This is a genomic window from Spongiibacter sp. (assembly GCF_984394615.1).
On record NZ_CFHTQA010000043.1, the window covers coordinates 1 to 24,782 of the forward strand.

Below are 24,782 nucleotides of genomic sequence, written 5' to 3' on the forward strand. Positions count from 1 at the left end.
AAAAAGCCGCCTCCTATACGGAAGCGGCTCCATGAAACCTGACAACCTATGTCAGGACGGGACACGGGCTGTGTTTGCGCGATATGTTTGCAGGATATATTTTCGAGAGGCACTTCGCTCAGTCGAAGCGGAACAGATTGTGCGTTTCCCCGGCACTTACCTGGCCGCGCTGCCCAATCACATCTTCGCTGAGTAGCTGCTTGAACAGGGTCTCGTCCTGCTCAGTGTGGGCGATAAACCGTGCGCCGCTGTCCAGTCTGCCGACGATAATGCCCTGATCGGGAACGCCCTTGTTGCACACAACGGTATAGCTGTCGACACGTGCCGCGCCTTCCGGGGCAGCCTCAACCTGAGGGTGAGGGGCATTGTCGATACGTGCCTGAAGCTCGCGGTCATCGCCGCGCTGCCACGCTGAACTGGGCGGTGTGGCGCTGTACACGCCGATGGACTGCTTGGTCATGTACCAGCCGTTCGCGGTAATCAGGCCGCGGTCCTCTGGCCGTTCGCGCAGTTGCTGAACGATCGTCGTAATCGCGTGCAGGCTGTAACTGTGGCCGGGGCCGCCGAAGTAGGGCAGACCGCCGGTCAGGCTCAGGGCACGGTCGCCAAAGGGGTCGATCGACAGGGCGTCGCAGGCGAGTTCCACGGCGCAGGGGAAGCAGCTATAGAGATCCATGATGGCAATGTCATCGATATCACAACCCGCCCGTTGCAACGCCGCCTTACCCGCGATTTCAATGGAGCTTGAACGGGACAGGTCTTCGCGCTCCGAGACATACCACACTTCATTGGCGTCAGCGCAGCCGTGCAGATAAATCCAGCGGTCGCTGGCAATGCCAAGCTCACGGGCAGTACCTACCGTGGTAAGAATGACGGCGGCGGCCATGTCGACGTTCATCTGCGCGCAGAGATAGCGGTTGTAGGGAAAGGCCAGATAGGGACTGCTGTCGCCAAAGCTCATCAGCGTCGCGGCATCGCGGGGGCGCTGGTAAGACCAGGCATCCGGGTTTTCACAGGCGGTATGGCTAAGGCCTTCCATAATGCGGCCGATATGCGCGAGGTGCTGTTCCAGCGTGTGGCCGTAGCGGTGGCGCAGGGCGTTTTCAAACAGCGGGTACATGTGGGTGGGCAGCCACAGATTGTGGCGGTGCTCTTCGGCATTGGCGCCGTCGCGATTAGGCCAGGGCTCGTCACATTGTCCCGGCTCGGCCTTTGGCCAGTGACTGATGTCGTGCCCGTTGCCGAGCAGTGCGCGCAGACTGGCGCTCAGTTCGCCGCCGGCAATGGCAACCGCGCGGGCTTTGCCTTCATGCAGCTGTTGGGCGAAATGGTTGACCAGCATCTGCGGCCCGTTGCCGCCTTCGGGGGCTTTGAGGCAGCGGCTGTCGAAGCCGAGCCGCTTGGCCAGTTCAATGGACGGATACTGTGGCAGCAGGGCTGCCAGTTCGGGAGTGACCTCCAGCAGGCTGGGCTCGGTGATCAGGACATCAATAGCGCCTTGCAGTGCTTTGTAGGCACCACTGTCTTCCATCGCCAGCTCAATCGCACATTGCAGTGCATCGACGGGAGTGCGTTCCCGGTGGCCGCTGTCTCGAAAGGTACGCTGGCCAACGCCAACGAGAATGGGGGTGTTGTCTGCAACTGTCATAGTCAGCCCTTGTGGCGGATCGCATTATGGTGGTGGCAAGTATCGCAATAACTCGCGGCAGGGGCGAGTGCTAAACCGATTGTGCCAGCCTTTGTGATGGGCTTTAGCGGCGCGGCGCGCCAGCTTGGTTAGCGGGCGCCACGGGCTCTTCCCGACCACTGTTCTGGCGCATACGCCGGGGGGATACCGCATAGTAGTCGCTGAACGCCCGGTTGAAGTTATTGGGGTGGGTGTAACCTAGCTGAAAGGCAATTTCCTTGAGGCTGAGCCCGGTGCTGGTCAGGTATTCCTTTGCCAATTCCATGCGGACTTCCAGGCACAGTCGCCGGAAATTGACCCCGGCATTTTCGAGATGCCGGCGCAGACTGCGAGGGCTCATATTCAGCAGTTGAGCTGTGTTGTCTAATTGAAAGGCCGTGTCATGGGGACGCGACATCAGCAGCCGCTTTACCCGCTGCACGATGCTGGCACTGCGGTAGCTTTCTCCCAGCAAGCGTTGCACCTGACGGGCACAGTCGGCAGCAGCTTGTTCGTTACCGCTGGGAATGCGGCGTTTTAGCCAGGCGGTGGGCAGCATGATGACATTGCGCGGAGCGTCGAAAATAACGTCGCAGCCCAGCATTTCCCGATAGCGTGAGTGGTGGGCAGGCGCGCTGATGCTCAGTTCAAGCCGGTCGGGCACCGCGGCGCGCCCCTCTGGAAGAATCGCCTGTATATAGCGCCAGGCCGCGACGCTGCACAGTTCCATCAGCAATGCCTGAATGGGCAAGGCGTTGTCGGTGAGGTGAAAAAATACGCGGGACTGCTCTGGACCGGTTTCAAGTTGCACTTGCACCAGAAAGCTCACTTCACTGAAGGCGTGGCAGCTGATCATGGTGGCCTGTTCGCAACTCGGCGAGGTCAGCATGGCGTAGCCCAGCAGGCCGAGATCGCTGAGCTGAGCCAAGTCGCCGAGCTCCAGCGCGATTTCGGGTGCCTCGCTGCGACGGAGCTCCTGCAACAGGATCAATGCATCTGCCAGCGGGTTGGCACTGTAGTGTTGCCACCATTGCTCGGTGAGCTGGCAGCGCCGGCCCAGCTCGGCGCAATCCACCGCCGGGTAACGACTTTGCAATACGCGCCACAGCACTCTGAGGAGGCGGGTGCCGAGTTGCTCTATTTCAATAAGTTGCACAGGAAATGATCAGCTATGGCCGGTAATGATAGAGAGTGACGGTCACTAATGATAATACTTTCCGTGGCGCGGGGGGACAAGTGGGCGGGGAATCTTGCTAGTCTGGAACCACTGCAAATGCGGGCATGAGCGTTTGTGAAACCATAACAATAATGCAGTGGGCCGATGAGGCACTGCCATGCAAGCCGGGGGATGTTGCCATGCGCACACCGACAGTATGCAAAGAGTACCTCGATAATCTTCTCGAATATTTATACGGACAGGGCGTGACCCAGTGGCAACTTCACTCGCTGCTGCGCTTGAATCCGCTGGCCCACCTGAGTGATCAGGGGCGTGTGCCACTGCGGTTGTTTGAGATGACGCTGGATGCGGGCAGCACGCTGCTGCATGACCCTTGCCTTGGGGCGCGAGCCGGAACGCATTGTTCCCGAAGCCCTTGGGGCATGGTGAATTATCTGGGAATGAGCGCCGCCAATACCCGTCAGGCGGTGGAATCGATGCAGCGCTTTTCGCGCTTATTGATCGATCAGGGCGACATGGTGCTGAGTGAGATCGACAGCAAAACCATCTGCCTTAGCTGGCAATTGGCGCCGCGCCAGCAAGTGTCCCGTCAGCTTGTGGAATTCTTTTTTGCCAATTGGTACCGCGTGAATAAACCGCTGCTGGAAAAGGGCTGCGATTTCCGCGAAGTGCATTTCTCTCACCCGGACGATGGCAATGCTCAGGAGCTGGCACGGCTGTTTGAGGCGCCGGTGCACTTCTCTCGTAAGATTAATGCCGTGCATTTCAGCAAGGCTTTCCTCGATCAACCCACTCGCTATCCGCACCCGACGATTCACAAATCGCTGGAGCAGGCGGCGTTGATCGAGCTGTCCAACCTCCATTTTGAAGACCGTATTATCAAAGAGGTGCGGGATTGCATCGTCAATCAGCTGGCGGAGGGCGTGCCGCGTTTGGAAGAAGTGTCCGCGCAGCTGGGGATAGCGCCACGCACCTTGCAGCGCCGCTTGAATAATACGGAAACGAGCTATAAAAGCCTGGTGGATGAAGCGCGCAAAGAGCGTTCTCTCGGATTAATTTCACGCAGTGAACTCGGTCTTCTGGAGATTTCTGCTGAGCTGGGTTTCAGTGACCAGAGTGCTTTTCAGAAGGCATTTAAGCGCTGGTACGGCCAGGCGCCCGGCCGCTATCGAATGATGTTGCAGGCTTGTTGATCGCCGGGGTTTTGCCCTTTAAACCGCAGGCGCGGTGATGAGGGCATCCCCTTGACCTGTTCGCCCGGATTGCGTGTAGTGACCGCTCAACAATAGCAGCAAGAGAGCGCACGTATGGACGCTGCACGGGAAATCGAAAACCTGCTTTATCGTTACGCCGAGTTGATAGACCGTGGCGATTTTAAGTCGCTTGCGCAATTGTTCCGTCAGGGGGAAATCTATGCCCCGGCACACAACACGGTGTTTCGGGGTGTCGATGAAGTTGAGGCGATGTACCGCAGCTCCACCCGTCTGTATTCGGATACCGGTACCCCGAAAACCCGGCATGTAATCAGCAATGCCATCATCGAGGTCGATGCCGAAGCGAATATCGCCTCTTCTCGCGCTTGTTATACCGTATTTCAGGCGACTGACGCGCTGCCGTTACAGGCGATCATCAGCGGTCGCTATCACGATCAGTTCAAGCAGTCCGATGAAGGATGGCACTTCGTGCGGCGGGAAATGCATGTGGATCTGCTCGGGGATTTGAGCCAGCATCTACTTTTTGATTTGCAGGGATAAGACAATGCTACTTCAGGGAAAGCGTATTGTGGTGACCGGTGCCAGCGGCGCGCTTGGTCAGGCTACGGTTGCGAGGGCAAGGGCGCATGGCGCGGAGGTGATCCCGCTGTGTCGTCGCGCGGCCACGGCCGATGCCATTGCGGTGGATCTGAGCGATCGGCAGGCGGTACAGCGCGCATTTCAGGAAATCGCCGTGGTTGATGGCTTGTGTAACGTTGCTGGCGGCTTTGACATGGGCGACTTTGATGCGGACGCTGCCACTGCGACCTGGCAGCGGATGCAGACCATGAACGTGGACACACTGCGCAATGCCACAGCGGCGGTGCTGCCCGGTATGTTGGCGCAGGGGCGTGGTGCCGTTGTCAATGTCGGTGCGATTGGCGCTCTGCAGGGGCAGGCGCAGATGAGCGCTTACGGTGCGTCCAAAGCGGCGGTCATGCATTTGACCGAAAGTCTGTCGGCGGAGTACCGCGAGCGGGGCATCAATATTAATGCGGTACTGCCCAGCACGATCGACACGCCAGCCAATCGCGAAGCAATGCCAGAGGCCGATTTTTCGCGTTGGGTTTCGACCGAACAGTTGGCGGAAGTGATGTGTTTTCTGCTGTCGGAGGCCGCGTCTGGTGTGCACGGTGCACTGCTGCCAGTGCGCGGCCTGAGCTAACTTAGCTGATATTGCCGGTCACTCGAACGCGGCGGCTGGCTGGCGCTTCATCCGTCTTGCGTGCGGCTTCGCGTTTCTTGATGCCATCGTCAATGACGTTTTTGAGTGCGATGATGAGTCCGGTAAAGATAAATGCGCCCGGCGGCAGGATCGCTACCAGCACCGCTTTATAGTCTTCCACTAACACGATCTGCCAGTGTTTGGCGCCTTCGCCAAACAGCAGGTCCATATTGGCGAAGATATGACCGGTGCCGATCACCTCGCGGATGGCGCCGAGCAGCAGCAGAACTGCGGAAAAACCGAGCCCCATAATGAAGCCATCGTAGAGTGATGGCAGCAGCCGGTTTTTGCTGGCGAAGGCATCGGCACGGCCGAGAATTACGCAGTTGGTGGTTATCAGCGGCAGGAAGATACCGAGAATCTGGAACAGCTCGTAGGCAAACGCCTGCATCAGCAATTCTGTGCAGGTTACCGCTGCGGCAATAATCATCACAAAGGCAGGCAGGCGCACAGCGTCTGAGGTGATATTGCGAATCAGCGAGACACTGGCGTTGGAGACGGTCAGTACAAAGATCGTCGCCAGCCCCATGCCCAGTGCATTGACCACCGAGCCGGTGACCGCCAGCAGCGGACAGAGGCCCAACAGCTGAACGATGGCGGGGTTGTTCTTCCACAAGCCGTTAAGAGACAGTTCGCGGTAGCTGATATCACTCATTGTCTTGTTCCTCGCTGTCGGCTTCGTCCAGCAACATGTTGCGGTTGGCCGCAAAAAATTCCAGTGCGCGGCGCACACTGGCGGTGACGGCGCGGGGCGTGATCGTGGCACCGGTAAACTGGTCAAATACGCCGCCGTCTTTTTTCACTTTCCACTTTTCAATATCGGGGTTGCCCAGAGCGCGACCGATAAAGTCATCGACCCACTGGCTTTTCTTGTAATCGACCTGATCGCCAAGCCCCGGTGTTTCACGGTGGCTGAGCACTCGTACTCCGGCGATGCTGCCATCGCGCTTGATGCCGATAATCAGATCGATATCTCCGGTATAACCGTCGCGCGCGGTTGCCGGCAAAATGACGGCTTCTACACTGCCGTTTAAACGCGCGCGGTAGGCATTGCGGGTATCGCGCAGACCGAGCAGCTCGCTGTTGTTGAGAGCCACGGCATCGTCCAGCATGCTGTTGTCGTGGGTGTCACGAGGCAGGATTTCCAGCAGTGCACGTTCCTCTGCCGCCCGGATGTTGTCCTGTACCAGGCCTCGGGTCGACAGGTAGGTGCCGGCGATCACGCCGGTGGTGAAAATTGCGAACAGACCGAGTAGCAGGCCGTTTTTGGTAATCGACTGGCCAAGCATCAGACTTTTTCCTCTGCTTTCTGTTTGCGGTGACCGTAGGTGCGCGGTTGCGTGTAATGGTCGATAAAGGGCGCGGCAAAGTTCATCAGCAGCACAGAGAACGCAACAGCGTCGGGGTAATTTCCCCAGGCGCGAATGACGTAGATCAGTACGCCAATGGTGGCGCCGTAAGCGAGGCGTCCACGGTTGGATACGGCTGAGGTCACCGGGTCGGTGACGATAAAGAAGGCGCCGAACATCGTTGCACCGCTGAACAGATGGAACAGCACGCCGCCACCGGAGGCGGAGCTGCCGCCGTCGTAGAACAGCAGCGCCATGAGGCTCAGTGACAGCAACATGCTTACCGGAGCGTGCCAGGTAAACACCCGGCGATAGAGCAAATACAGGCCACCAAGCAGAAATCCGGCGTTGGCCCATTCCCAACCGATACCGGCAAACTGCCCGAATTGCGGAGTTTGCGCCCACAGGTCAGACAGCATGAGACCGTCGTTTTGCTTGAGCACATCGAGTGGGGTGGCCATGCTCATGCCGTCCAGTTGACCACCACTGGCCAGTCCCAGACTGCGCAACAGGGCATCAATGGGGCCCAGTAAATCAGCGGCTGGCACCGCGCCGCGGGGCGCCAGCCAATCGGTCATTTCTACCGGGAAGGAAATCAACAGAAAAACGTAGGCGGCCATGGCGGGATTGAACGGGTTGTAGCCCATGCCGCCATACATATGCTTGCAAAGTAAAATGGCAAAGCCGATACCGATCAGCAGCAGCCAGAAAGGGGCGGCGGGGGGCAGCGCAATGCCGAGCAGGATCGCCGTGACGAGAGCACTGCAGTCGCTGAGGTAAAAACCAATCGGTCGTTTGCGCAGTTTCAGTGCCAGGGCTTCAAATGCCAAGGCGCCAGCGCTGGCCCAGAGAATATTGCTGAGCGTTCCGAAACCAAAAAACCAGGTCAGCGCGACCAGGCCCGGCAGGGTAGAAATGATGACCAGACGCATCACACGGCCGGTACTCATCGGGCCATGGGCGTGGGGTGAGGTGATCTTCAAAAAGGCCATGGCTTACTTCTGTTCCTCGCGCAGGGCATCCAGCGTTTGACGGGCAGCCGTCAGCTTGTCCTGCAGTTTGCTGAGAGAGTCCGCAAGGATCTCGGCACTGTCATCTCCGGCCGCTTGCGCCTCGGCCAGCTTTTGCTCGGCCTTGGCCAGACGTTTTTCCAGCGATGCCACATTGTTGGCCGCCTTGTCCGCTTCGCTGAGATCGGCGTTGGCGGCGCGCGCAGCCATGGCGCGGGCAATGGCCTGGGCGGCCGGATCGTCACTGGCGGCTGGCTCAGTAGCTGTCTCTGACGTGGGCGCGTCTGCCTCGGCACCCTGTATTTCCGCCAGTTCGGCTTTCAGCTTGTCGAGCTTGCTCTGGGTCTTCTCGACAGCGGTGGCAAAGGCATCCACTTTGTCGTCGCCCTCGGCTTTTGCGGCCGCCAGCTTGTCTTCTGCTGCGCTCAGGCGCTTGGTGGTGCTGTCGATCTGCGCATTCAGCCGCTCAATCTTGGCCTCCGGCGTTTCGTCCTCGCTGCCGCCGGCCCGCTTAGCTTGCGCGCGGGCGATAGCCGCTGCTGCGGGGTCGAGGTCGGCGGCCGGTTCTGCAGTCGCTGCTTGCGGTTCTGTCTTGGCAAGATGTGCTTCCAGCTCCTGTTTGGCGGCAGCCAGCTTGGCGTCTGTTTTTTCGACGGCCGTGCGGAAGGCGTCAACCTTGTCATCGCCGTTGGCTTCAGCCAGCTGAAGTTTTTCCTTCGCGGCTTTCAGGCGTTTCTCGCTGCTGGCAACGGCGTTTTCCAGGCGCGTGGTTTTTTCTGCCGGGCTTTCCTCCGGTGCGTTGCCATCGCGTTTGGCCTGCGCTCGGGCGATGGCCGCCTGGGCAGGATCTGTCGGAGCGGCTTCGGTACCGGCTTTTTTCGCTTTGCTGCGTTCTATCGCGGCCTGGATAAGGTCGGTTTTGTCGTCGCCCTTGGTGGCGGCGCTGGCTTTGGCCTTGGCGGCTTCCAGGCGCGCTTTGCGCTTGGCTTCTTTCTCTGCCGCCTCGCGTTCAATACGGGCCTGACGCGCTTCAAAGCGCTCCTTGGAACGTTCAGATTTGATCTTGTCCTGTTCCGCCTGGCGGATTTCCGCTTTGGACGCGCGGTAGTACTGCACCAGCGGGATATTACTGGGGCAGGCATACGAGCAGGCGCCACACTCGATGCAGTCAAACAGATTGTGTTCTTCGAGCTTGTCGTGCTCCTGAGCGCGGGAGAACCAGTACATTTGCTGTGGAAGCAGCGATACCGGGCAGGCCTCCGCGCACATACCGCAGCGGATACAGGCCTGAGCGGGTGGCGGTGGCGGTAATTCTTCGACGGTGGGCGCCAAGATACAGTTGCTGGTTTTGACCACGGGGACGGCGGTGTCCTGCAGGGTATACCCCATCATCGGCCCGCCCATAATCAGGCGGATGCACTGCTGCTGATTGAAACCGCTTTGTTCGAGCAGGTACTGGACCGGGGTGCCGATCAGTACTTCATAATTGCGGGGTTGGGCCACCGCATTACCGGTGACGGTGGTAATGCGAGAGATCAGCGGCTCGCCGAAGCTGACGGCACGATATATGGCTCTGGCCGTGCCGATGTTCTGGCAGACCACGCCGATATCTGCGGGCAGGCCGCCGGAGGGCACTTCGCGCCCGGTCAAAATCTGGATAAGTTGCTTTTCGCCGCCGGAGGGGTATTTGGTCGGAAAGCTGACGATCTCAATGCCCGTGCCTTCCGCCGCTTTTTGCATCACTGCCAGGGCTTCAGGCTTGTTGTCCTCAATGCCGATCAGGGTGTCGCCTGACGGCTGAATCAGGTGGCGGAGTATTTCCGCGCCCGCGATGATCTCTGCGGCGTGTTCACGCATGAGAATATCGTCGGCAGTAATGTAGGGTTCGCACTCCGTGCCGTTGAGGATCAGTGTGTCGATCGGCTTGTCTTTGCCGCCGCTGAGTTTCACTGCCGACGGGAAGCCTGCGCCGCCCATGCCCGCAATACCCGCGTTGCGAATCAATTCCAGCAGGCTGGGTTTGTCGAGCTGGGTATAGTCGGCCACGCCCTGGTGGCTGATCCATTCATCCTGTCCATCGCAGTGAATAATGATGCAGGGAGCACTCATACCCGATGGATGGGGAATGACGCGGGCTTCAATGGCTGCCACGGTTCCGGAACTGGGTGCATGAACCGGCGCGCTGACAAAACCCTTGGCCTCGGCAATCATCTGGCCTTTCAATACACGGTCGCCGACTTCTACGATAGGGGCGGCCGGTGCACCGATGTGCTGTGACAACGGTACGATCAGTTGGGCGGGAATGCCCGCTGGGCGGATGGCTTCGCCCAGAGACTGCGTTTTATTCTCGGGCGGATGAATGCCGCCGTGAATATCCCAAATCTTTCTCATTATGCGTGCTTACCCCGGAACGCGTTGAATCAGGCCGCTGCAGAGGACGTGCTGTCCTGGCGATCACTGGCAATCAGGTCTTCGGTTGGTGTCGGTTTATCCCAATGCCAGGTTTGCAGTGTGGTTTCGATGGGGCGCATCTCAATGCAGTCCACCGGGCAAGGCTCAACACAGAGGTCGCAGCCAGTGCATTCGCTGGCGATAACCGTATGCATGTGTTTCGCCGAACCAAGAATGGCGTCCACCGGACAGGCCTGAATACACTTGGTGCAGCCAATACATTCCTCTTCGCGGATAAACGCGACGGAGGGAACAGACTCTTCGGCGGCATCCAGTGGTTTGGCTTCAACGCCGAGCAGGTCGGCCAGCGCGGCGATGGTAGCTTCACCGCCGGGCGGGCATTTGTTGATTTCGTCGCCATTGGCAATGGCTTCGGCGTAGGGACGGCAGCCGGGGTAGCCACATTGACCACACTGGGTTTGCGGGAGCAGGGACTCGATTTGATCCGCAATGGGGTCGCCTTCCGTTTTGAATTTCACCGAGGCGAAGCCCAGCAGTGCGCCAAAAACCAGTCCGAGACTCAGCAGGGACAGCAGGGCGGCCGCGAAAGGGTGTTGGCTGACAAGTTCAATCATCACAGCTCTCCGCTATACCAGGCCGGCAAAGCCCATAAAGGCCAGCGACATCAGGCCTGCGGTGACCATGCCCACGGCAGCACCTTTAAATGGCATTGGCACATCCGCGACAGCAATGCGTTCACGCATTGCGGCAAACAGCACCAATACCATGGAAAAGCCCGCGGCGGCGCCAAAGCCGTACAAGGCGGACTCCACGAAGCTGTGCTCTTTGTTGATATTGAGCAGGGCAACGCCGAGAACCGCACAGTTTGTGGTGATCAGCGGCAGGAAAACCCCGAGAACTTTATACAAAAGAGGGCTGGTTTTACGTACGACCATTTCGGTGAACTGAACCACCACGGCAATCACCAGAATAAAGGTGATGGTACGCAGGTACTCCAGGCCAAGCGGCTCCAGCAGCCACTCGTAGGTCATCCAGCTGCAGATCGATGCCAGCGTCAGTACGAAGGTGGTGGCGCTGGACATGCCGATAGCGGTTTCCAGCTTGCCCGATACCCCCATAAAGGGGCACAAGCCCAGGAATTGGACCAACACGAAGTTGTTAACCAGAATGGCGCCCAATAGCAGTATTGAGTAATCCGCAAGCAAAGCCGTTGCCTCTGTCCGTGATTTCACAGCCGTACTTCCAGGATGGAAGCCGGCCGCTGGTTGTTATAAATCGAAATGCTATTTTATTTCGATCAAGTGTTCAATTTAAAATCTTTTAATCCACAAACGCTTATCGGCTACGGCGATAAGCGTTTATTGGATGCGCATCCCCGGTTTGGCGCCATCATCCGGGTTCAGCAGCCAGATCTCGCTGCCGCCGGGGCCTGCCGCCAGTACCATCCCCTCGGAGACACCGAAGCGCATTTTGCGCGGTGCCAGGTTGGCGACCAGCACGGTCAGTCGGCCGACCAACTGTTCCGGGCTGTAAGCAGATTTAATGCCGGAAAATACCTGGCGCTGGCCAAGTTCGCCGAGGCTTAGCGTCAACTGCAGCAGCTTGTCGGCACCCTCTACGGCCTGTGCGTCGATAATCTCGGCAACACGCAGGTCAATTTTGGCAAAATCCGGAAATTCAATCGTGTCGGCAATGGCGTCGACGTTGTTTTTGGGCGCCTCGCGCTTACTTGCCTTGGGTTCCGCCGCGGCGATGGATTGGCGGCTGTCCTCAACCATGGCATCGACGACTTTGGGGTCGACACGGCCCATCATGGCTTTGAAGTTCTCAATGGGGTGATCGAGCAGTGGCTCGAACGGGCCTTCCCAGCTCAGCTTGACGTTAAGGAAGGCTTCGACCTGTTCCGCCAGTTTCGGCAGCACGGGCGCGAGGTAAGTGGCCAGCACCCGGAAATTGTTCAGGCACTGTGAGGCCACGGCGGCGGCTTCGGCAGCACCGTCGTCGGTCTTGGCCAGTTTCCAGGGTTCGCAGGCATCGAAGTATTCGTTCGTCGCGTCTGCCAGGCCCATGATGTCACGAACGGCTTTGCCGTAATCCCGGTTTTCCAGATGCGCGGCGATGGTGTCGGCGGCACTGATGACCTGCGACCACAGTTCGGCGTTGTGGAGTTCGGCGCTGAGTTTGCCGTTATTGCCCTTGTGCACAAATTTGGCGCTGCGGCTGGCGATGTTGACCAGTTTGCCGATCAGGTCTGAATTCACGCGCTGGGTGAAATCTCCCAGGTTGAGGTCGATATCGTCGACGGCCCCTGACAGCTTGGCGGCAAAGTAGTAGCGCAGGTACTCGGCCGGCAGGTGTTTGAGATAGGTTTCCGCCTTGATAAAGGTACCGCGCGACTTGGACATCTTTTTGCCATTGACGGTCAGGAAGCCGTGAGCGTAGATCGCGGTCGGTTTGCGGAAACCCGCTGAATCGAGCATGGCGGGCCAGAATAGACCGTGGAAATTGATAATGTCTTTGCCGATAAAGTGGTACAGCTCGGCGCTGGAATCTTTGGCCCAGTACTCATCGAAACTGCGACCTTCGCGTGCGCACCAGTTGGCGCAGCTCGCCATATAGCCGATGGGGGCGTCCAGCCACACGTAGAAATATTTGCCGGGTGCGCCGGGAATCTCGAAGCCAAAGTAGGGCGCGTCGCGGGAGATATCCCAGCTTTGCAGGCCGGCGTCCAGCCACTCGCGGAGTTTATTGGCGATCTGTGGCTGCAGGCTATCGCTGCTGGTCCAGTCTCGCAGTAGCTGTTCAAACTCAGCGAGTTTGAAGAAGTAATGGGTTGAGGCTTTTTCAACCGGGGTGGCGCCGGAAATTGCCGAACGCGGATTGATTAGCTCTGCGGGGGTGTAGGTGGCGCCGCAGACTTCGCAGTTATCGCCGTACTGGTCGTCGGCCTTGCACTTGGGGCACACGCCTTTGATGTAGCGATCGGCAAGAAACAGCTGTTTTTCGGGATCGAAAAGCTGAGTGATTTCCCGGCGTTCAATATGACCGTTGGCATCCAGACGTTTGTAGATTTCTTCAGAGTAGTGTTGGCACTCTGGAGAATGGGTGCTGTAGTAGTTGTTGAAACGAATCAGGAAACCGTCCAAATCCCGCTCATGTTCGGCTTTCACCCGCGCAATTTGTTCTTCCGGGGTGATCCCCAGTTTTTCAGCGGTCAACATGATGGCCGTGCCGTGGGCATCGTCGGCGCAGAGGTAAACGCAGTCATTGCCGCGCAGCTGCTGAAAGCGCACCCAGATATCTGTCTGGATGGATTCCAGCAAGTGGCCAAGGTGAAGTGGGCCGTTGGCGTAGGGCAGGGCACTGGTGACCAGAATCTTGCGCGACATGCTAATCCTTTACTTTTCAAAGCGTAATGAACTCGGCTTCTCGCATGGCGTGGTGGTGGCGAGTGCCGGTATGGGGCGCGATACTATAGCGTTTTTGGCGCCAGGGCGCATCCGTCGGGCCGTTGTGAGCGCTAAGGTGGCGGCGTATACTCGCCGCCTTATTATGGCTTTTAGGGTTTGTGTTGCAGGCCCGGCGATTCAGGAGTAACGAGTGCACGCAGAACAGGCGATACGCGAATGTCTGCTGGCAGCAGTGCTGCCCGGTTTGAGTTCCCCGCTGGCGGAGCTGGCCGACGTGGGGCCGGTGGAGCAGGGTGCCTGCGAAGTGGTGCTGGGGTTTCCGGCACGTCGTCAGCAACAGCAGTACCAGGATTTTCTGCAGTCCAGGCTCGCCGAGCAGGGCTTGGAGTGTGCGGTATCTGTAGGCTGGCGCGTTGCCTCGCATCAGGGCAGTGAATCCGCGCCGGCCATGGCCAACGTCCGCAATATTATTGCCGTGGCCTCGGGCAAGGGCGGTGTCGGCAAGTCGACCACTTCGGTGAATCTCGCGCTGGCCCTCGCTGCGGAGGGCGCGCGAGTCGGCTTGCTGGATGCCGATATTTACGGCCCCAGCGTGCAGATGATGCTCGGCGTTGCGTCTGGCACCAGACCCAAGCAATACGGCAGCCAACATCTGTTGCCCGTTGAGGCTCACGGCTTGCAGTCCATGTCGATGGCCTATCTGGTGACCGAGAAAACGCCCATGGTATGGCGCGGTCCGATGGCCAGCGGTGCCCTGCAACAGCTACTGAACCAGACATACTGGCAGGATCTGGATTATCTGATTATTGATATGCCGCCGGGAACCGGTGATATTCAGCTTACGCTGTCGCAGAAAGTGCCGTTGGCCGGTGCTGTGATCGTGACAACGCCCCAGGACATTGCCCTGCTGGATGCCAAAAAAGGCATTGAAATGTTCTCGAAAGTGTCTGTACCGGTGCTGGGTGTCGTGGAAAACATGGCGGTTCATATCTGCAGCCAGTGTGGCCATGCGGAGCATATTTTCGGTGAGGGCGGAGGCCATGCCATTGCGGCGGAATACGGGGTGCCGATGCTTGGTGCACTGCCGCTGTCGCTGCAGATTCGCGAACAGGCTGACAGTGGACAGCCGGTGATGGTGGCTGATCCCGATGGCGAGGCGGCGGGGCTTTACCGCGATGTTGCCTTGAATATGGCTGCCGCACTGGCCAAACGCTCGCGGCACAGCGACGCGGCGCCCAGTATTTCTATCAGCGACGATTAATAAAGAAGCCGCCTTGGGGTGGTGCAGAGGAGCAATATGGCGATTAAATCAGACAAGTGGATTCGTCGCATGGCGGAGTCCGAGGGCATGATTGAACCCTTTGAGCCCGGTCAGGTGCGTGAGCAGGATGGCAGCAAGATTATTTCCTACGGCACCTCGAGCTATGGTTACGATGTGCGTTGTGCGAACGAATTCAAGGTGTTCACCAATACCTACTCTGCCACGGTTGATCCCAAGGCGTTCGATGAGCGCAGTTTTGTGAACATTACCGGGGACTACTGCATTATTCCCCCGAATTCGTTTGCACTGGCGCGCACCGTGGAATACTTCCGCATTCCGCGCAGTGTGTTGACCGTGTGTCTGGGTAAGTCGACTTATGCTCGCTGCGGCATAATCGTTAATGTCACGCCGTTAGAGCCAGAATGGGAAGGTCATGTGACCTTGGAGTTTTCCAATACCACCACGCTGCCGGCAAAAATTTATGCCAATGAAGGTGTGGCGCAGATGCTGTTCTTTGAATCCGACGAGATTTGTGAAACCAGCTATCGCGACCGCGGCGGGAAGTACCAGGGGCAAAAGGGCGTAACACTGCCTAAAACCTGATGGTGGTAGCGCGCGGTGACGCGCTATTTAGTTATCGCCTTGCAGGTCGACACTGAGCAGTTCCAATGTATAGCGCTCGTCATCGTCGATCTGCTCCATTTTGACAATCATGTAATTGAGTGACGGCGCCAGCCACAGGGTGGCCTCGCTGCTGCTGCCTGGCCGCTGTCGATGCAGTTTGACCGTGTCCAGCGCGCCGATGGCCGTGTCCAAACGCTCTTCGCCGAGGCGGGTGAGCGAGTAGGTTTTAATCTTGCCTTTTTTGGCTACCAGCGTTTGCTCCAGACTTTCGTCAAAGGTCCCGGTGATCAGCGCATGGCGCAAGGCCAGCTGTGAACTCAGTTGATCCTGATAGCCGCTCTTGAGTGCTTTTTCCCAGGGACGGCGCGCCTCTTTGTCGGACACGCGCCCAGCCTGCCAGTCAAAGACAAAATTCTGATCGCTCTTACTGCGAAGATTGTTGTGATACTGGTAAGACAGCGGGCGCAGCGCGCCGTCGACTTCTTCAATCAGGCTCTCTTCGTCGACCTTGAGAAACAAGACGCTGGCATTCTGGCTGAGCCGCCAGTGGTCGCCTTCCTTGCGCAATGTGCGTTCAGCGGTTGCGGCCAGCGCGCCGTTCGTCAGTTGGTATTTGGCTGTGTAGGCTTGTAAAGCGCCAGTGTCTCCGGCGTGGCTGGCTGCCGCACTTGTCACGGTCAGCAGGAAAGGCGCGATGCCCTTCGTGATGACGCCGTTAAGGGAGGTCGTCGAACAAGATGCCGTTTTGCGGAAGAATTGTGCCATCGAGTACCGCCTTTGAGTTTTCCAGAGTCAGTCTGCCCTCGGCGAACCAGCAGGCTGCCAATGGGTAGATGCGATGCTCTTTGGACAGGACCTTGTCGGCAAGAGTTGCAGCGGTATCGCCATCACAAACTGGTACTTTTGCCTGTAATACCGGCGGTCCGCCGTCCAATTCTTCGGTAACAAAGTGAACCGTGGCGCCAGCCTCGGGGTCGCCAGCGTCCAGTGCGCGCTGGTGAGTGTGGAGTCCGGGGTACTTGGGCAGCAGAGACGGGTGGATATTGAGCAGACGTCCCAGGTAGTGGCGGACAAAGCCGGGCGTGAGGATGCGCATGAAGCCGGCCAGAATGACCAGATCCGGTTGGTATCGGTCTATTTCCGTTTTGAGGGCGTCATCGAAGGACTCGCGGCTGTCGAAGTCGCCGTGGGCAATGCAAGCGGTGGAAATACCTGCGGCGCGGGCGCGTTCTAGTCCACCCGCTTCGGCCTTGTTACTGATGACGGCAACAACGCTGCCGCCGGCAAGTTGATCCGACTGCGCGGCATCAATCAGCGATTGCAGATTGGAGCCACCGCCGGAAATCAATACGACAATACGACAGGCCATCTTACAGGCCCGACAGTTCCACGCGCTCCTGGTCGTCGTCGGCGGCCTCAATGCTGCCGATAACCGTTGCGTTCTCGCCGTGCTGGCGCAGCATGTCGAGAATGCTGTCCGCTTCGTCGGCGGAAACGGCCATGACCATGCCAATGCCGCAGTTAAAGGTGCGGTACATTTCCCGCGACTCGACATTGCCCTGCTGTTGCAGCCAGTCGAAGATGGCAGGTTGTTCCCAGCTATTGGTGTCGATCACCGCGCGAGTGTTGCGGGGCAGAACACGGGGAATATTTTCCAGCAAGCCGCCGCCGGTGATATGGGCCAGGGCATTCACTTGGAACTGCTTGATGATGTTCAGCACCGGTTTCACGTAGATGCGCGTCGGTGCGAGCAGGGTTTCGCCCAGCGTGCTGTCGCCAAAAGGGCTGTCCAGCGGGTCGCCACTGACATCAATAATTTTGCGAATCAGCGAGTAGCCGTTGGAGTGGGGGCCGGATGAGGCGATGCCGATCAGTTTGTCGCCGATGCGTACTGAGCTGCCGTCGATAATGCCGGATTTTTCCACCACGCCCACACAGAAGCCGGCCAGATCGTAATCTTCGCCTTCATACATGCCGGGCATTTCCGCCGTCTCGCCGCCGACCAGCGCACAGCCGGATTGTTCGCAGCCTTTGCCGATGCCGGTGACAACACTGCTGGCGATATCGACATTGAGTTTGCCGGTGGCGTAGTAGTCGAGGAAAAACAGTGGCTCGGCGCCGGTGACCAGCAGGTCGTTGACGCACATGGCGACGAGGTCGATGCCGATGCTGTCGTGAATGCCGACATCCATGGCCAGCTTGAGCTTGGTGCCCACACCGTCGGTGCCGGACACCAGTACGGGCTCTTTATAGCCGGTGGGCAATTGGCAGAGTGCGCCAAAGCCTCCCAGGCCGCTCATGACTTCCGGGCGGCGGGTGCGCTTGGCAACATCCTTTATCCGCTCAACGAGGGCATCTCCGGCGTCGATGTCGACGCCAGCGTCTTTGTAACTCAGGCTTGGCTTGTTGGTATCGGTCATAGTCGCTTGGCTGTCCATTTTGAGGGCGCTATTCTAGCTTGGTTGGCGTGGCAATTCAGCAGCTAAATCGGGAATTTTGGCCTAGTTCAGGACTTGGCTATTGCAGCTTGCTACACTGTCGCGCCATATACAGGGAGCGAGGTTTACCTACTGTGAGAGTTGCGCTGACGCGACCACTGCTGTTGTTACTGTTGTTGCTGGGCAGTCTCGGCAGTCACGCTGATATTGTTGATAATCTCTACGACGTGCGTCTGCCGGTGGCCGATCAGAGTCGCGACGCCCGTAGAACGGTGGCGGGGCAGGGGTTGGAGCTGGTGATGATTCGGGTGTCGGGGAATCGCAACCCCGCTGAGTCTCCTGCAATTGTCGAGGCTTTGTCATCCCCGGAACCCTTTCTGACGCGTTTTCGCTATCAACGCCAAGACACTGAAGATGGCGGCAGTGAGTTGTGGTTGGATATGGCATTTTCTCCCCGCCAGGTGAATTCGGCGCTTCAGTCTGCGGGCTTGCCCGTGTGGTCGGCGAATCGTCCCCCGGTATTGCTTTGGCTGCTGGTTGATACTGAGGAAGGGCGGCAATTTGTCGGGTCTGGCGCTGCCGCAGATGTTGAGCAGCAGCTGCGCGACGACGTTCGGCGTCGCGGGCTGGCCTTGCAGTTGCCGCTGTTTGATCTGGTTGATGCCTCGAATCTCAGCAGTGACGCGCTGTGGACGCTGTCCGTCGATCAGGTACGAGAGGCGTCGCAGCGTTACGGTTCGCCTTTTGTTCTGATGGGCAGGGCAACGCGGCTATCCAGTGGGCAGTGGCTCGCCAGTTGGGTGTTGCTGGATGGTGATAATACCCAGCGCTTCGACAGCGAGGGTGATGACGCGTCATTTATGGTTGGCGCCATTGATCGCGTCGCGGATATTCAGGCTCAGCGTTACGCCGTACAAACCTCAGGTGGCGGCGCGGAAGGCAGTGGTACGCTGGTGCATATCGACGGACTGGAGAGCTTTGCGGATTACGCGCAAATGGTGACCTACCTCGAGTCTCTGGCGGTGATCAAGCATGCCAACCCCGCGTGGATGTCGGGTAACGAATTGGTGCTGGACCTTGTGTTGAACGGTGATATGGAAAAAGTGCAGCGTTTTCTGCAGCTTGACGGTCGCCTTCGTGAGCGGTCGCTCGACGAGCGAATGAGCAATGCGCCGCTGCCGGTGGCGGCCTATTATCGCTGGCAGGGACGGCGTTAAAGGTGAATATGCGCCTTGTATGGGTCGCGGCGGCGCTGCTGTTGGTGGGGCTGCTGCTCAATGCCCTGAGTCCGATTCTGATGCCGTTTGCCATCGCAGCAGTGCTGGCCTACATGGGAGATCCGTTGGCAGATCGCCTCGAGGCGAGAGGGGTAGGGCGCACGGCCGCCGTGGTAATCGTTTTTTGCTCCCTCAGCTTTTTCTCTCTGCTGATGATTCTGATTACGCTGCCACTGCTGCTCGATCAGACGCAGCTGTTAGTGCAGCGACTATACGATCTGGTGGCCTGGGTGCAGGAGTCTGCGCTGCCCGGGCTACGAGATTATCTGGATTTACCCGAGCAGGCTCAGCCGATGGATACGGCCAAAGAGGCCATCAGCAAGCACTGGAGTGCAGCGGGTGGTGTCTTTGTCTACCTGTGGAAGAAGATCAGCGGCTCGGGCCTGGCGCTGATGGCGTGGATTGCCAACCTGACCTTAATTCCTGTTGTGACGTTCTATCTGCTGCGCGACTGGGATGTGATGATTGCCGCGATCCGGAAATTGCTGCCGCGTTCGCATGAGGCGCTGTATGTTGAGGTGGCCAGGCAGTGCGACGATATTCTCGGCGCCTTTGCCCGTGGGCAGTTTCTGGTCATGCTGTCACTGGGAGCTATCTATACCATCGGCCTGTTTATCCTGGGGCTGGATTTGGCTTTGGTGCTGGGTTTGATGGCCGGCTTGGCCAGTATCGTGCCTTATCTGGGCTTTATTGTGGGTATCGCCGCCTCAGGGCTGGCAGCGTATTTCCAGTTTGATCTTTCCTGGCAGTTGTTGGGTGTGGCTGTCGTCTTCGGAATCGGACAAGTACTGGAGAGCGTCTTCCTTACGCCAACGCTGGTCGGCGACAAGGTCGGCCTGCATCCGGTTATGGTCATTTTTGCCGTGCTGGCCGGCGGACAGCTATTCGGCTTTCTGGGGATATTGCTGGCGCTGCCGGTGGCATCGGTACTCAAGGTCATGGCGACCTATCTGCATGCCTGGTATGTGCGCAGCGAGTGGTATCGGGAGGGGGGCGACCTCGCTATTCTCGATGACGACCACGATGAGACGGACGAGGCGTGATGGAGCGGGGGCAATTGCCACTGGCGTTGAGTCTGGATACCGAGGCGACTTTCGATAACTACTATACTCCGCAAAGTCAGCGGCTTGTGGTCAACCAGCTTCAGGCTGTTGCGGATGGGCAGGGCGAAAAACACCTTTTTCTTGCTGGTCGTACTGGTCGTGGCCATCTGCTGCAGGCATGTTGTCACCGTGCCAGCGCGCTGCAGCGCGATGTCCGCTATATTCCGCTTGAGGATGTCCGCGACTATCCGGCAGACGCGGTATTGGAAGGCATTGAGCAGAGTGAGCTGATTTGCCTGGACAATCTTGATGCCATTGTCGGCAATCGGGATTGGGAGGTGGCGCTGTTCTCGCTCTACAACCAAAGCCTCACGAATCATTGCCAGCTGGTCTTTGCCGCGGCCCAAGTCCCGTCTGCGATTGCCTTTGATTTGCCTGATCTGGCCTCTCGCCTGAGGAGCTTTAGTGTCTACCAGATCACAGAACTCGACGACGAAGAACGCATCCAGGCGCTTCAGCACCGGGCGTCGGCGTTGGGCATGGAGGTAAGTCAGCCCGTCGCGGAATATATCTATCGACGCTGTCAGCGGGATTTGCACAGTTTATTTCGGGTGTTAACCGAGCTCGATAGACACAGTCTTGCGCAGCAGCGCCGGCTTACAAAGCCCTTTGTTAAAGAAATTATGTGTTGGTGACGGGAACTTTTCTGTAATTACGGGTCCTTGACGTGTGACGCAATTTTGCCGATTACGCTTGTCTAACAAGTGCTTAAGCGTTTACATGCAGCGGTAAAATTACTCAAACGCGCAGCTGCAAGAAACAGTTTGCGTGGTATTCTTATCCCAAGGCCTGATAAACCAAGGTCGGACGGAAGAACTAAGTGATAAATCAGGGGGAGTTACAATGCGTAAACAATTGATGGGTGCAGCCGTTGCCGCGGTCATGATCGCGCCTGCTATGGCCGCTGATGCGGTTGGCAATAACAAATGGTACCTGAACGCCGGTGTTGGTTATCACCTCTTTGACGGCCTGTGGGATCTTGATTCCGAAGCTGCAGCGGTACTGAGCGTTGAGCGCCGCCTTGAGAATAACTGGGGTGTTGAAGTCAGCGGTACCTACGCTGAAGCAGATAACAGCTTCGGGAATACTGCTGGCGACGCTGAGGTGTCTTTCTTCTCTGTGAACGGTATCCGTTATTTCCCGGTTGCCAACGACAAGCTCGAGCCCTATGCGGCAGCGGGTCTGGGCATGGGTATCTTTAACCCAGACGTCGTTCGTGAAGAAGAAATTACCCAGGGTAATGTCGGTGGTGGTGTTCGCTACGCACTGAGTGGCCCGCTGGCTCTGCGTGCCGATGCGCGTTACTACTACGGCTTCGACCACGAAACCAACGACGGTGTTATCACCATCGGTCTGAGCTACGCGCTGGGTAGCCAGGACAAGCCTGCTCCGGCACCGGCTCCAGAGCCTGTGGTTGATGACTCTGACGCCGATGGCGTTGTCGACAGCATGGACCAGTGCCCGGGCACGCCCGCCGGCATCGCGGTTGATGCCAAAGGCTGTGCACTGGACAAAGATGGTGACGGCGTACCTAACTACCGCGACAAGTGTCCCAACACACCTGCGGGTCGTCAGGTAGACAAGTTCGGTTGTAAATTTGTACTGAAGCACACCGAGTCCATCAAAATGGACGTGAAGTTTGCGTTGAACTCTGACGCAATCCCCACTTCTGAAATGAGCGAGCTGAAGAAAGTTGCTGATTTCATGAAGCAATTCGGTGGTGTTAAAGCCGTTGTGGAAGGTCACTCTGACAGCACGGGTGCAGCCGCTTACAACAAGCAGCTGTCTCAGCGTCGCGCTGACGCAGTCCGCAACACGCTGGTTAAAGAGTTCGGCATCGATGCTAGCCGTCTGAGCGCGGTAGGCTACGGTGAAGAGCGTCCGATTGCGGACAACAGCACTGCGGAAGGCCGTAAAGCCAACCGTCGTGTTGTTGCTGTGATGGAAGCTGAAGTGGCTAAATAAGCCCTCACTCTTGAGCACGAAAAAAGGGTCCCACACGGGGCCCTTTTTTTATGTCTTGTAAAACGCTGTTCGCAACATGCGGCGGTTTAGCGAAATCTCTCAGTCGAGTGATCGCGGTTGAAGCAGATAGACACCACCGCCGGGCAGGTTCTTCGCGGATTTTTTGGCTTCACTCGCCAGACTGCTGACTTCATGGGCGTCTCTTGCCCCGGCGCAGCCGATGGTGACGATGCCAATGGACAGGCTCATGGTAGAGAAGAAGGCGTCTTTTCCCTGGCGATCATGCGACCAGATGCCGCCAAGTTGCTGGTGCTCTGCCGTGTAGAGTTGGGCTGCCTCGTTGGAAAATGTCTGGCAAAGCTCTTCACAACGAAGCTGGAAATCGGGCGATTGAAGTACCGCAATAAAATCATCGCCACCGACGTGGCCCACAAAGTCGCAGTCGTCGCTTAACTCTTGAAGTTGGCGAGCGAGGATGGAAATGGCTTTGTCACCCATCGCATAGCCATAGGCATCGTTGTAGGCTTTGAAGTCATTGATGTCGCAGTAGGCAACGGCGAAGTCCGCATTACTTATCAGCAGGGCTTCGATATGTTCATTGATGGGCACATTGCCCGGTAATCCGGTTAGCGGGTTGGCGTAGCGGGCATTGCGAATCTGTTGGTCAGTAATGCGGCGCAGCAGGTCACTGGTGCGAACCGTGCCGAGGTAGCGACGCCGATCGACGGCAATAAATTCCTGCGCCAGATTGCCACGCGAGGCGTCGGTCAGTTGGTAGCTGACATCCTCGAGTAACGTTGAATGTTCAACAATAACCGTATCGCGCTCCATGAAATGAGCGACGGTTTTGCGTCCGTAGAGTTCGCGTCCAAAATCACTGCTGAATACTTCCAGTGCGCGTCGACGGGTAATGGCACCCACAGCCATGCCATTTTCTATCAGCGGCAGACTATCCAGTTCCGGGTGCTGCTGGAAATACCGAACGATCTCCTCCATCCGGGTGTGTTGGGGTAGCGCGGCGGTGGGACGGATCAGCGAGGCAATACTGTGATCACCGGTGCGCTCTGCTGCGGTGTTCGGCTGGCAGGGGCTCATCAGCTGCGGGGGCAGCGAGTGGAGTAGCTGGCCGGGGCGCTGAAAATAATAGCCCTGCATCAGGTCTATCCCCAGTTCCTGCAAGCGGAGGGCTTCTTCCGGGCGCTCAACTCCCTCTGCAATCAGCGTGGTGCCAAGGTGCCTGGCCAGCGCGATTAGGCTGCTGAGCAGCGCGCATTTGTCGGGGTTTCGATCGATATACTGGCAGAAAAAACGGTCTATCTTGACGTAGTCGCTGCGCAGTAACAGCCAGCGCTGCAAGCCGGAATGTGCAAGGCCGAGGTCGTCGATCGCAATGCGGATGCCGTCTTTTCGCAATTCGCGTATGGCGTCATTCAATGCATCCGTATCGCAACATCCGTGCTGTTCCGACAGCTCGAGAACCAATCGTGAATGTCGTGAGGCCAGTGATCGACTGTAATGTTGCAAGTGCTGCCGATGGCTTGCTTCCAGAAGCAGTTGGCTGTTTACATTCACGAACAGCAAGCTTTCATTGCGAGTAAAGCGCCGGCAGGCAAGCTCCGCGCAGTGCTGTTCCAGATGCAGCCCCCAACCGTTTTCGTAGGCATGTTCAAACAGCGCTTGGGGGTGATGGAGGGGGCCTTCAGGGCCTCTGGAAAGCGCCTCATGACCGACAATCCGGCCCTGACGGAGGTCGACAATGGCCTGAAACTGCGTGGAAATCGGTGGTGGAGCGGGATAGTGGGTGGCGGCTGAGCCCTGCATGATACATATCTGACATTACGGCTTCGTAGCAACAGGGTGGCAGGGCTCAATGACAGCTTGATGACGCGAGTCAGTGTGGCCCTACTGAAAGCGCCAGTATCATGCTCAGCTCGCTCAGTGTGCGACCACTGTCTGCTCTCAACTCGTTGAATGCGTTCTGCATTTTCAGCAAATCCCGCTTGGCGGTAACTTGAGGCTTGTCGATGATGCCTTCGGCTCGCAGCGCGGTGCACACATCACGGCTGAGGATGAACGTGTCTTTACCTGAAAAGCGCAGAAAATACTGCCCACTATTGCCGCCCAGGCGACTGCCATGCTTTTTCAAATAGGCCCACAGGCCGATAATGTCGTCACTAGGCCACTGTGCGAGAAATGCCCCTACTCCGCCATATTCTCGCTGTAAATCCGTGACCAGCAAGGCATTGTCCTGTACGGCCTTAACCTTGCTCAGGTTGCGGATAATGCGCGTATCGCTAGCCATATCTTCGATCTGTTCCGGTGAGCGCGATGCCACCCACACCGGCAGAAAACCATTAAAGACCGTTTCGAAGCCCTGCCATTTCTGCTCCACCACCCGCCAGACGAAACCGGCGCGAAAAATACAGGCCGCCATTTCGGCCAGGTAGCGATCATCACCCTGGGTGCAGAGCTGCTTGCCGGACTTGGCTGCCGGGAGGCGTGCCTCCAGACTGGCGAGATTACCCTGGTAGCTTACGGCCCGCTCCAAATAACGCTGATAAAGGCTCTTCATGCTGTGGCTCCACATTGTTGTTGGCCTCATGCAGACGGAT

23 protein-coding genes are annotated in these 24,782 nt (G+C 57.9%); 9 read left to right on the forward strand and 14 right to left on the reverse strand.

What is annotated here, in order from left to right; all coding sequences use genetic code 11:
- Positions 1-118 precede the first annotated feature (118 nt).
- Together AC5DB9_RS13770 and AC5DB9_RS13775 are read right to left on the reverse strand one after the other, a co-directional pair.
- Positions 119-1,648 carry a hypothetical protein gene (locus tag AC5DB9_RS13770; RefSeq protein ID WP_272993949.1) on the reverse strand — a complete coding sequence of 510 codons (1,530 nt, stop codon included), beginning with the start codon at positions 1,646-1,648 and terminating at the stop codon, positions 119-121.
- Between the two features lie 103 nt (positions 1,649-1,751).
- Positions 1,752-2,822: a helix-turn-helix domain-containing protein gene (locus tag AC5DB9_RS13775; protein ID WP_022957833.1), complete on the reverse strand. Its 1,071-nt coding sequence runs from the start codon at positions 2,820-2,822 to the stop codon at positions 1,752-1,754.
- A gap of 200 nt (positions 2,823-3,022) precedes the next feature.
- Here AC5DB9_RS13775 and AC5DB9_RS13780 point away from each other — a divergent pair, with 200 nt between their 5' ends.
- The 3 genes from AC5DB9_RS13780 to AC5DB9_RS13790 all read left to right on the forward strand — a co-directional run bounded on the left by AC5DB9_RS13780 (position 3,023) and on the right by AC5DB9_RS13790 (position 5,261).
- The gene (locus AC5DB9_RS13780; protein WP_272993948.1) at positions 3,023-4,036 is read left to right on the forward strand and encodes an AraC family transcriptional regulator; all 1,014 of its coding nucleotides are present in this window, start codon (positions 3,023-3,025) and stop codon (positions 4,034-4,036) included.
- Positions 4,037-4,150: 114 nt separating this feature from the next.
- On the forward strand, positions 4,151-4,597 hold the full coding sequence (locus tag AC5DB9_RS13785) for a nuclear transport factor 2 family protein (protein ID WP_022957831.1): 447 nt from the start codon (positions 4,151-4,153) through the stop codon (positions 4,595-4,597).
- Between the two features lie 4 nt (positions 4,598-4,601).
- Positions 4,602-5,261 (forward strand): SDR family NAD(P)-dependent oxidoreductase, encoded by a 660-nt coding sequence (locus AC5DB9_RS13790; RefSeq protein WP_272993947.1) that lies wholly within the window; start codon positions 4,602-4,604, stop codon positions 5,259-5,261.
- Position 5,262: 1 nt separating this feature from the next.
- On the opposite strand, the gene AC5DB9_RS13795 is transcribed toward AC5DB9_RS13790, so the two are convergent.
- From AC5DB9_RS13795 to metG, 7 genes are all read right to left on the reverse strand, one after another.
- Positions 5,263-5,976, reverse strand: a complete 714-nt coding sequence (locus tag AC5DB9_RS13795) for an electron transport complex subunit E (RefSeq protein WP_022957829.1) — start codon at positions 5,974-5,976, stop codon at positions 5,263-5,265.
- On the reverse strand, positions 5,969-6,610 hold the full coding sequence (gene rsxG, locus AC5DB9_RS13800; protein WP_272993946.1) for an electron transport complex subunit RsxG: 642 nt from the start codon (positions 6,608-6,610) through the stop codon (positions 5,969-5,971). The genes AC5DB9_RS13795 and rsxG overlap by 8 nt, the downstream gene beginning before the upstream one ends.
- The gene (gene rsxD / locus AC5DB9_RS13805; protein WP_022957827.1) at positions 6,610-7,662 is read right to left on the reverse strand and encodes an electron transport complex subunit RsxD; all 1,053 of its coding nucleotides are present in this window, start codon (positions 7,660-7,662) and stop codon (positions 6,610-6,612) included. The genes rsxG and rsxD overlap by 1 nt, the downstream gene beginning before the upstream one ends.
- 3 nt (positions 7,663-7,665) lie before the next feature.
- Positions 7,666-10,071 (reverse strand): electron transport complex subunit RsxC, encoded by a 2,406-nt coding sequence (gene rsxC, locus AC5DB9_RS13810; RefSeq protein WP_273009526.1) that lies wholly within the window; start codon positions 10,069-10,071, stop codon positions 7,666-7,668.
- 29 nt (positions 10,072-10,100) lie between these two features.
- Entirely contained in the window at positions 10,101-10,706 is a 606-nt protein-coding gene (gene rsxB / locus AC5DB9_RS13815) for an electron transport complex subunit RsxB (RefSeq protein ID WP_022957825.1), read from the reverse strand.
- A gap of 12 nt (positions 10,707-10,718) precedes the next feature.
- Positions 10,719-11,297 carry an electron transport complex subunit RsxA gene (gene rsxA, locus AC5DB9_RS13820; RefSeq protein WP_022957824.1) on the reverse strand — a complete coding sequence of 193 codons (579 nt, stop codon included), beginning with the start codon at positions 11,295-11,297 and terminating at the stop codon, positions 10,719-10,721.
- Between the two features lie 153 nt (positions 11,298-11,450).
- Complete coding sequence (gene metG / locus AC5DB9_RS13825) at positions 11,451-13,481, reverse strand: methionine--tRNA ligase (RefSeq protein WP_272993944.1); 2,031 nt, start codon at positions 13,479-13,481, stop codon at positions 11,451-11,453.
- Between the two features lie 211 nt (positions 13,482-13,692).
- Here metG and apbC point away from each other — a divergent pair, with 211 nt between their 5' ends.
- A complete protein-coding gene (apbC, locus tag AC5DB9_RS13830) occupies positions 13,693-14,763 on the forward strand; it encodes an iron-sulfur cluster carrier protein ApbC (protein ID WP_273009527.1) in 1,071 nt (356 codons plus the stop codon).
- Between the two features lie 36 nt (positions 14,764-14,799).
- Positions 14,800-15,366 (forward strand): dCTP deaminase, encoded by a 567-nt coding sequence (dcd, locus tag AC5DB9_RS13835; RefSeq protein WP_022957820.1) that lies wholly within the window; start codon positions 14,800-14,802, stop codon positions 15,364-15,366.
- A 27-nt stretch (positions 15,367-15,393) separates the two neighbouring features.
- Here dcd and AC5DB9_RS13840 read toward each other — a convergent pair whose 3' ends face one another.
- Genes AC5DB9_RS13840 through purM form a run of 3 tightly spaced genes read right to left on the reverse strand, consistent with a single transcriptional unit; the run spans position 15,394 to position 17,807 of the window.
- Complete coding sequence (locus tag AC5DB9_RS13840) at positions 15,394-16,152, reverse strand: DUF3108 domain-containing protein (RefSeq protein ID WP_272993571.1); 759 nt, start codon at positions 16,150-16,152, stop codon at positions 15,394-15,396.
- Positions 16,103-16,756 carry a phosphoribosylglycinamide formyltransferase gene (purN, locus tag AC5DB9_RS13845; protein WP_272993573.1) on the reverse strand — a complete coding sequence of 218 codons (654 nt, stop codon included), beginning with the start codon at positions 16,754-16,756 and terminating at the stop codon, positions 16,103-16,105. The genes AC5DB9_RS13840 and purN overlap by 50 nt, the downstream gene beginning before the upstream one ends.
- Before the next feature lies 1 nt (position 16,757).
- On the reverse strand, positions 16,758-17,807 hold the full coding sequence (gene purM / locus AC5DB9_RS13850) for a phosphoribosylformylglycinamidine cyclo-ligase (RefSeq protein ID WP_022957817.1): 1,050 nt from the start codon (positions 17,805-17,807) through the stop codon (positions 16,758-16,760).
- Positions 17,808-17,959: 152 nt separating this feature from the next.
- On the opposite strand from purM, the gene AC5DB9_RS13855 reads away from it, so the two are divergent.
- The 4 genes from AC5DB9_RS13855 (at position 17,960) to AC5DB9_RS13870 (ending at position 22,170) form a co-directional block, all read left to right on the forward strand.
- Positions 17,960-19,042 (forward strand): DUF2066 domain-containing protein, encoded by a 1,083-nt coding sequence (locus AC5DB9_RS13855; protein ID WP_272993576.1) that lies wholly within the window; start codon positions 17,960-17,962, stop codon positions 19,040-19,042.
- 8 nt (positions 19,043-19,050) lie between these two features.
- Complete coding sequence (locus tag AC5DB9_RS13860) at positions 19,051-20,145, forward strand: AI-2E family transporter (protein WP_272993585.1); 1,095 nt, start codon at positions 19,051-19,053, stop codon at positions 20,143-20,145.
- Positions 20,145-20,840 carry a DnaA regulatory inactivator Hda gene (gene hda / locus AC5DB9_RS13865; RefSeq protein WP_272993577.1) on the forward strand — a complete coding sequence of 232 codons (696 nt, stop codon included), beginning with the start codon at positions 20,145-20,147 and terminating at the stop codon, positions 20,838-20,840. The genes AC5DB9_RS13860 and hda overlap by 1 nt, the downstream gene beginning before the upstream one ends.
- A gap of 208 nt (positions 20,841-21,048) precedes the next feature.
- Positions 21,049-22,170, forward strand: coding sequence for an OmpA family protein (locus tag AC5DB9_RS13870; RefSeq protein ID WP_272993579.1), 1,122 nt, complete (start codon positions 21,049-21,051; stop codon positions 22,168-22,170).
- Between the two features lie 99 nt (positions 22,171-22,269).
- Here AC5DB9_RS13870 and AC5DB9_RS13875 read toward each other — a convergent pair whose 3' ends face one another.
- Both AC5DB9_RS13875 and AC5DB9_RS13880 read right to left on the reverse strand, forming a co-directional pair.
- Positions 22,270-23,991 carry a bifunctional diguanylate cyclase/phosphodiesterase gene (locus AC5DB9_RS13875; protein ID WP_272993580.1) on the reverse strand — a complete coding sequence of 574 codons (1,722 nt, stop codon included), beginning with the start codon at positions 23,989-23,991 and terminating at the stop codon, positions 22,270-22,272.
- A gap of 70 nt (positions 23,992-24,061) precedes the next feature.
- On the reverse strand, positions 24,062-24,742 hold the full coding sequence (locus AC5DB9_RS13880; protein ID WP_272993582.1) for a DNA-3-methyladenine glycosylase I: 681 nt from the start codon (positions 24,740-24,742) through the stop codon (positions 24,062-24,064).
- Between the last annotated feature and the right edge of the window lie 40 nt (positions 24,743-24,782).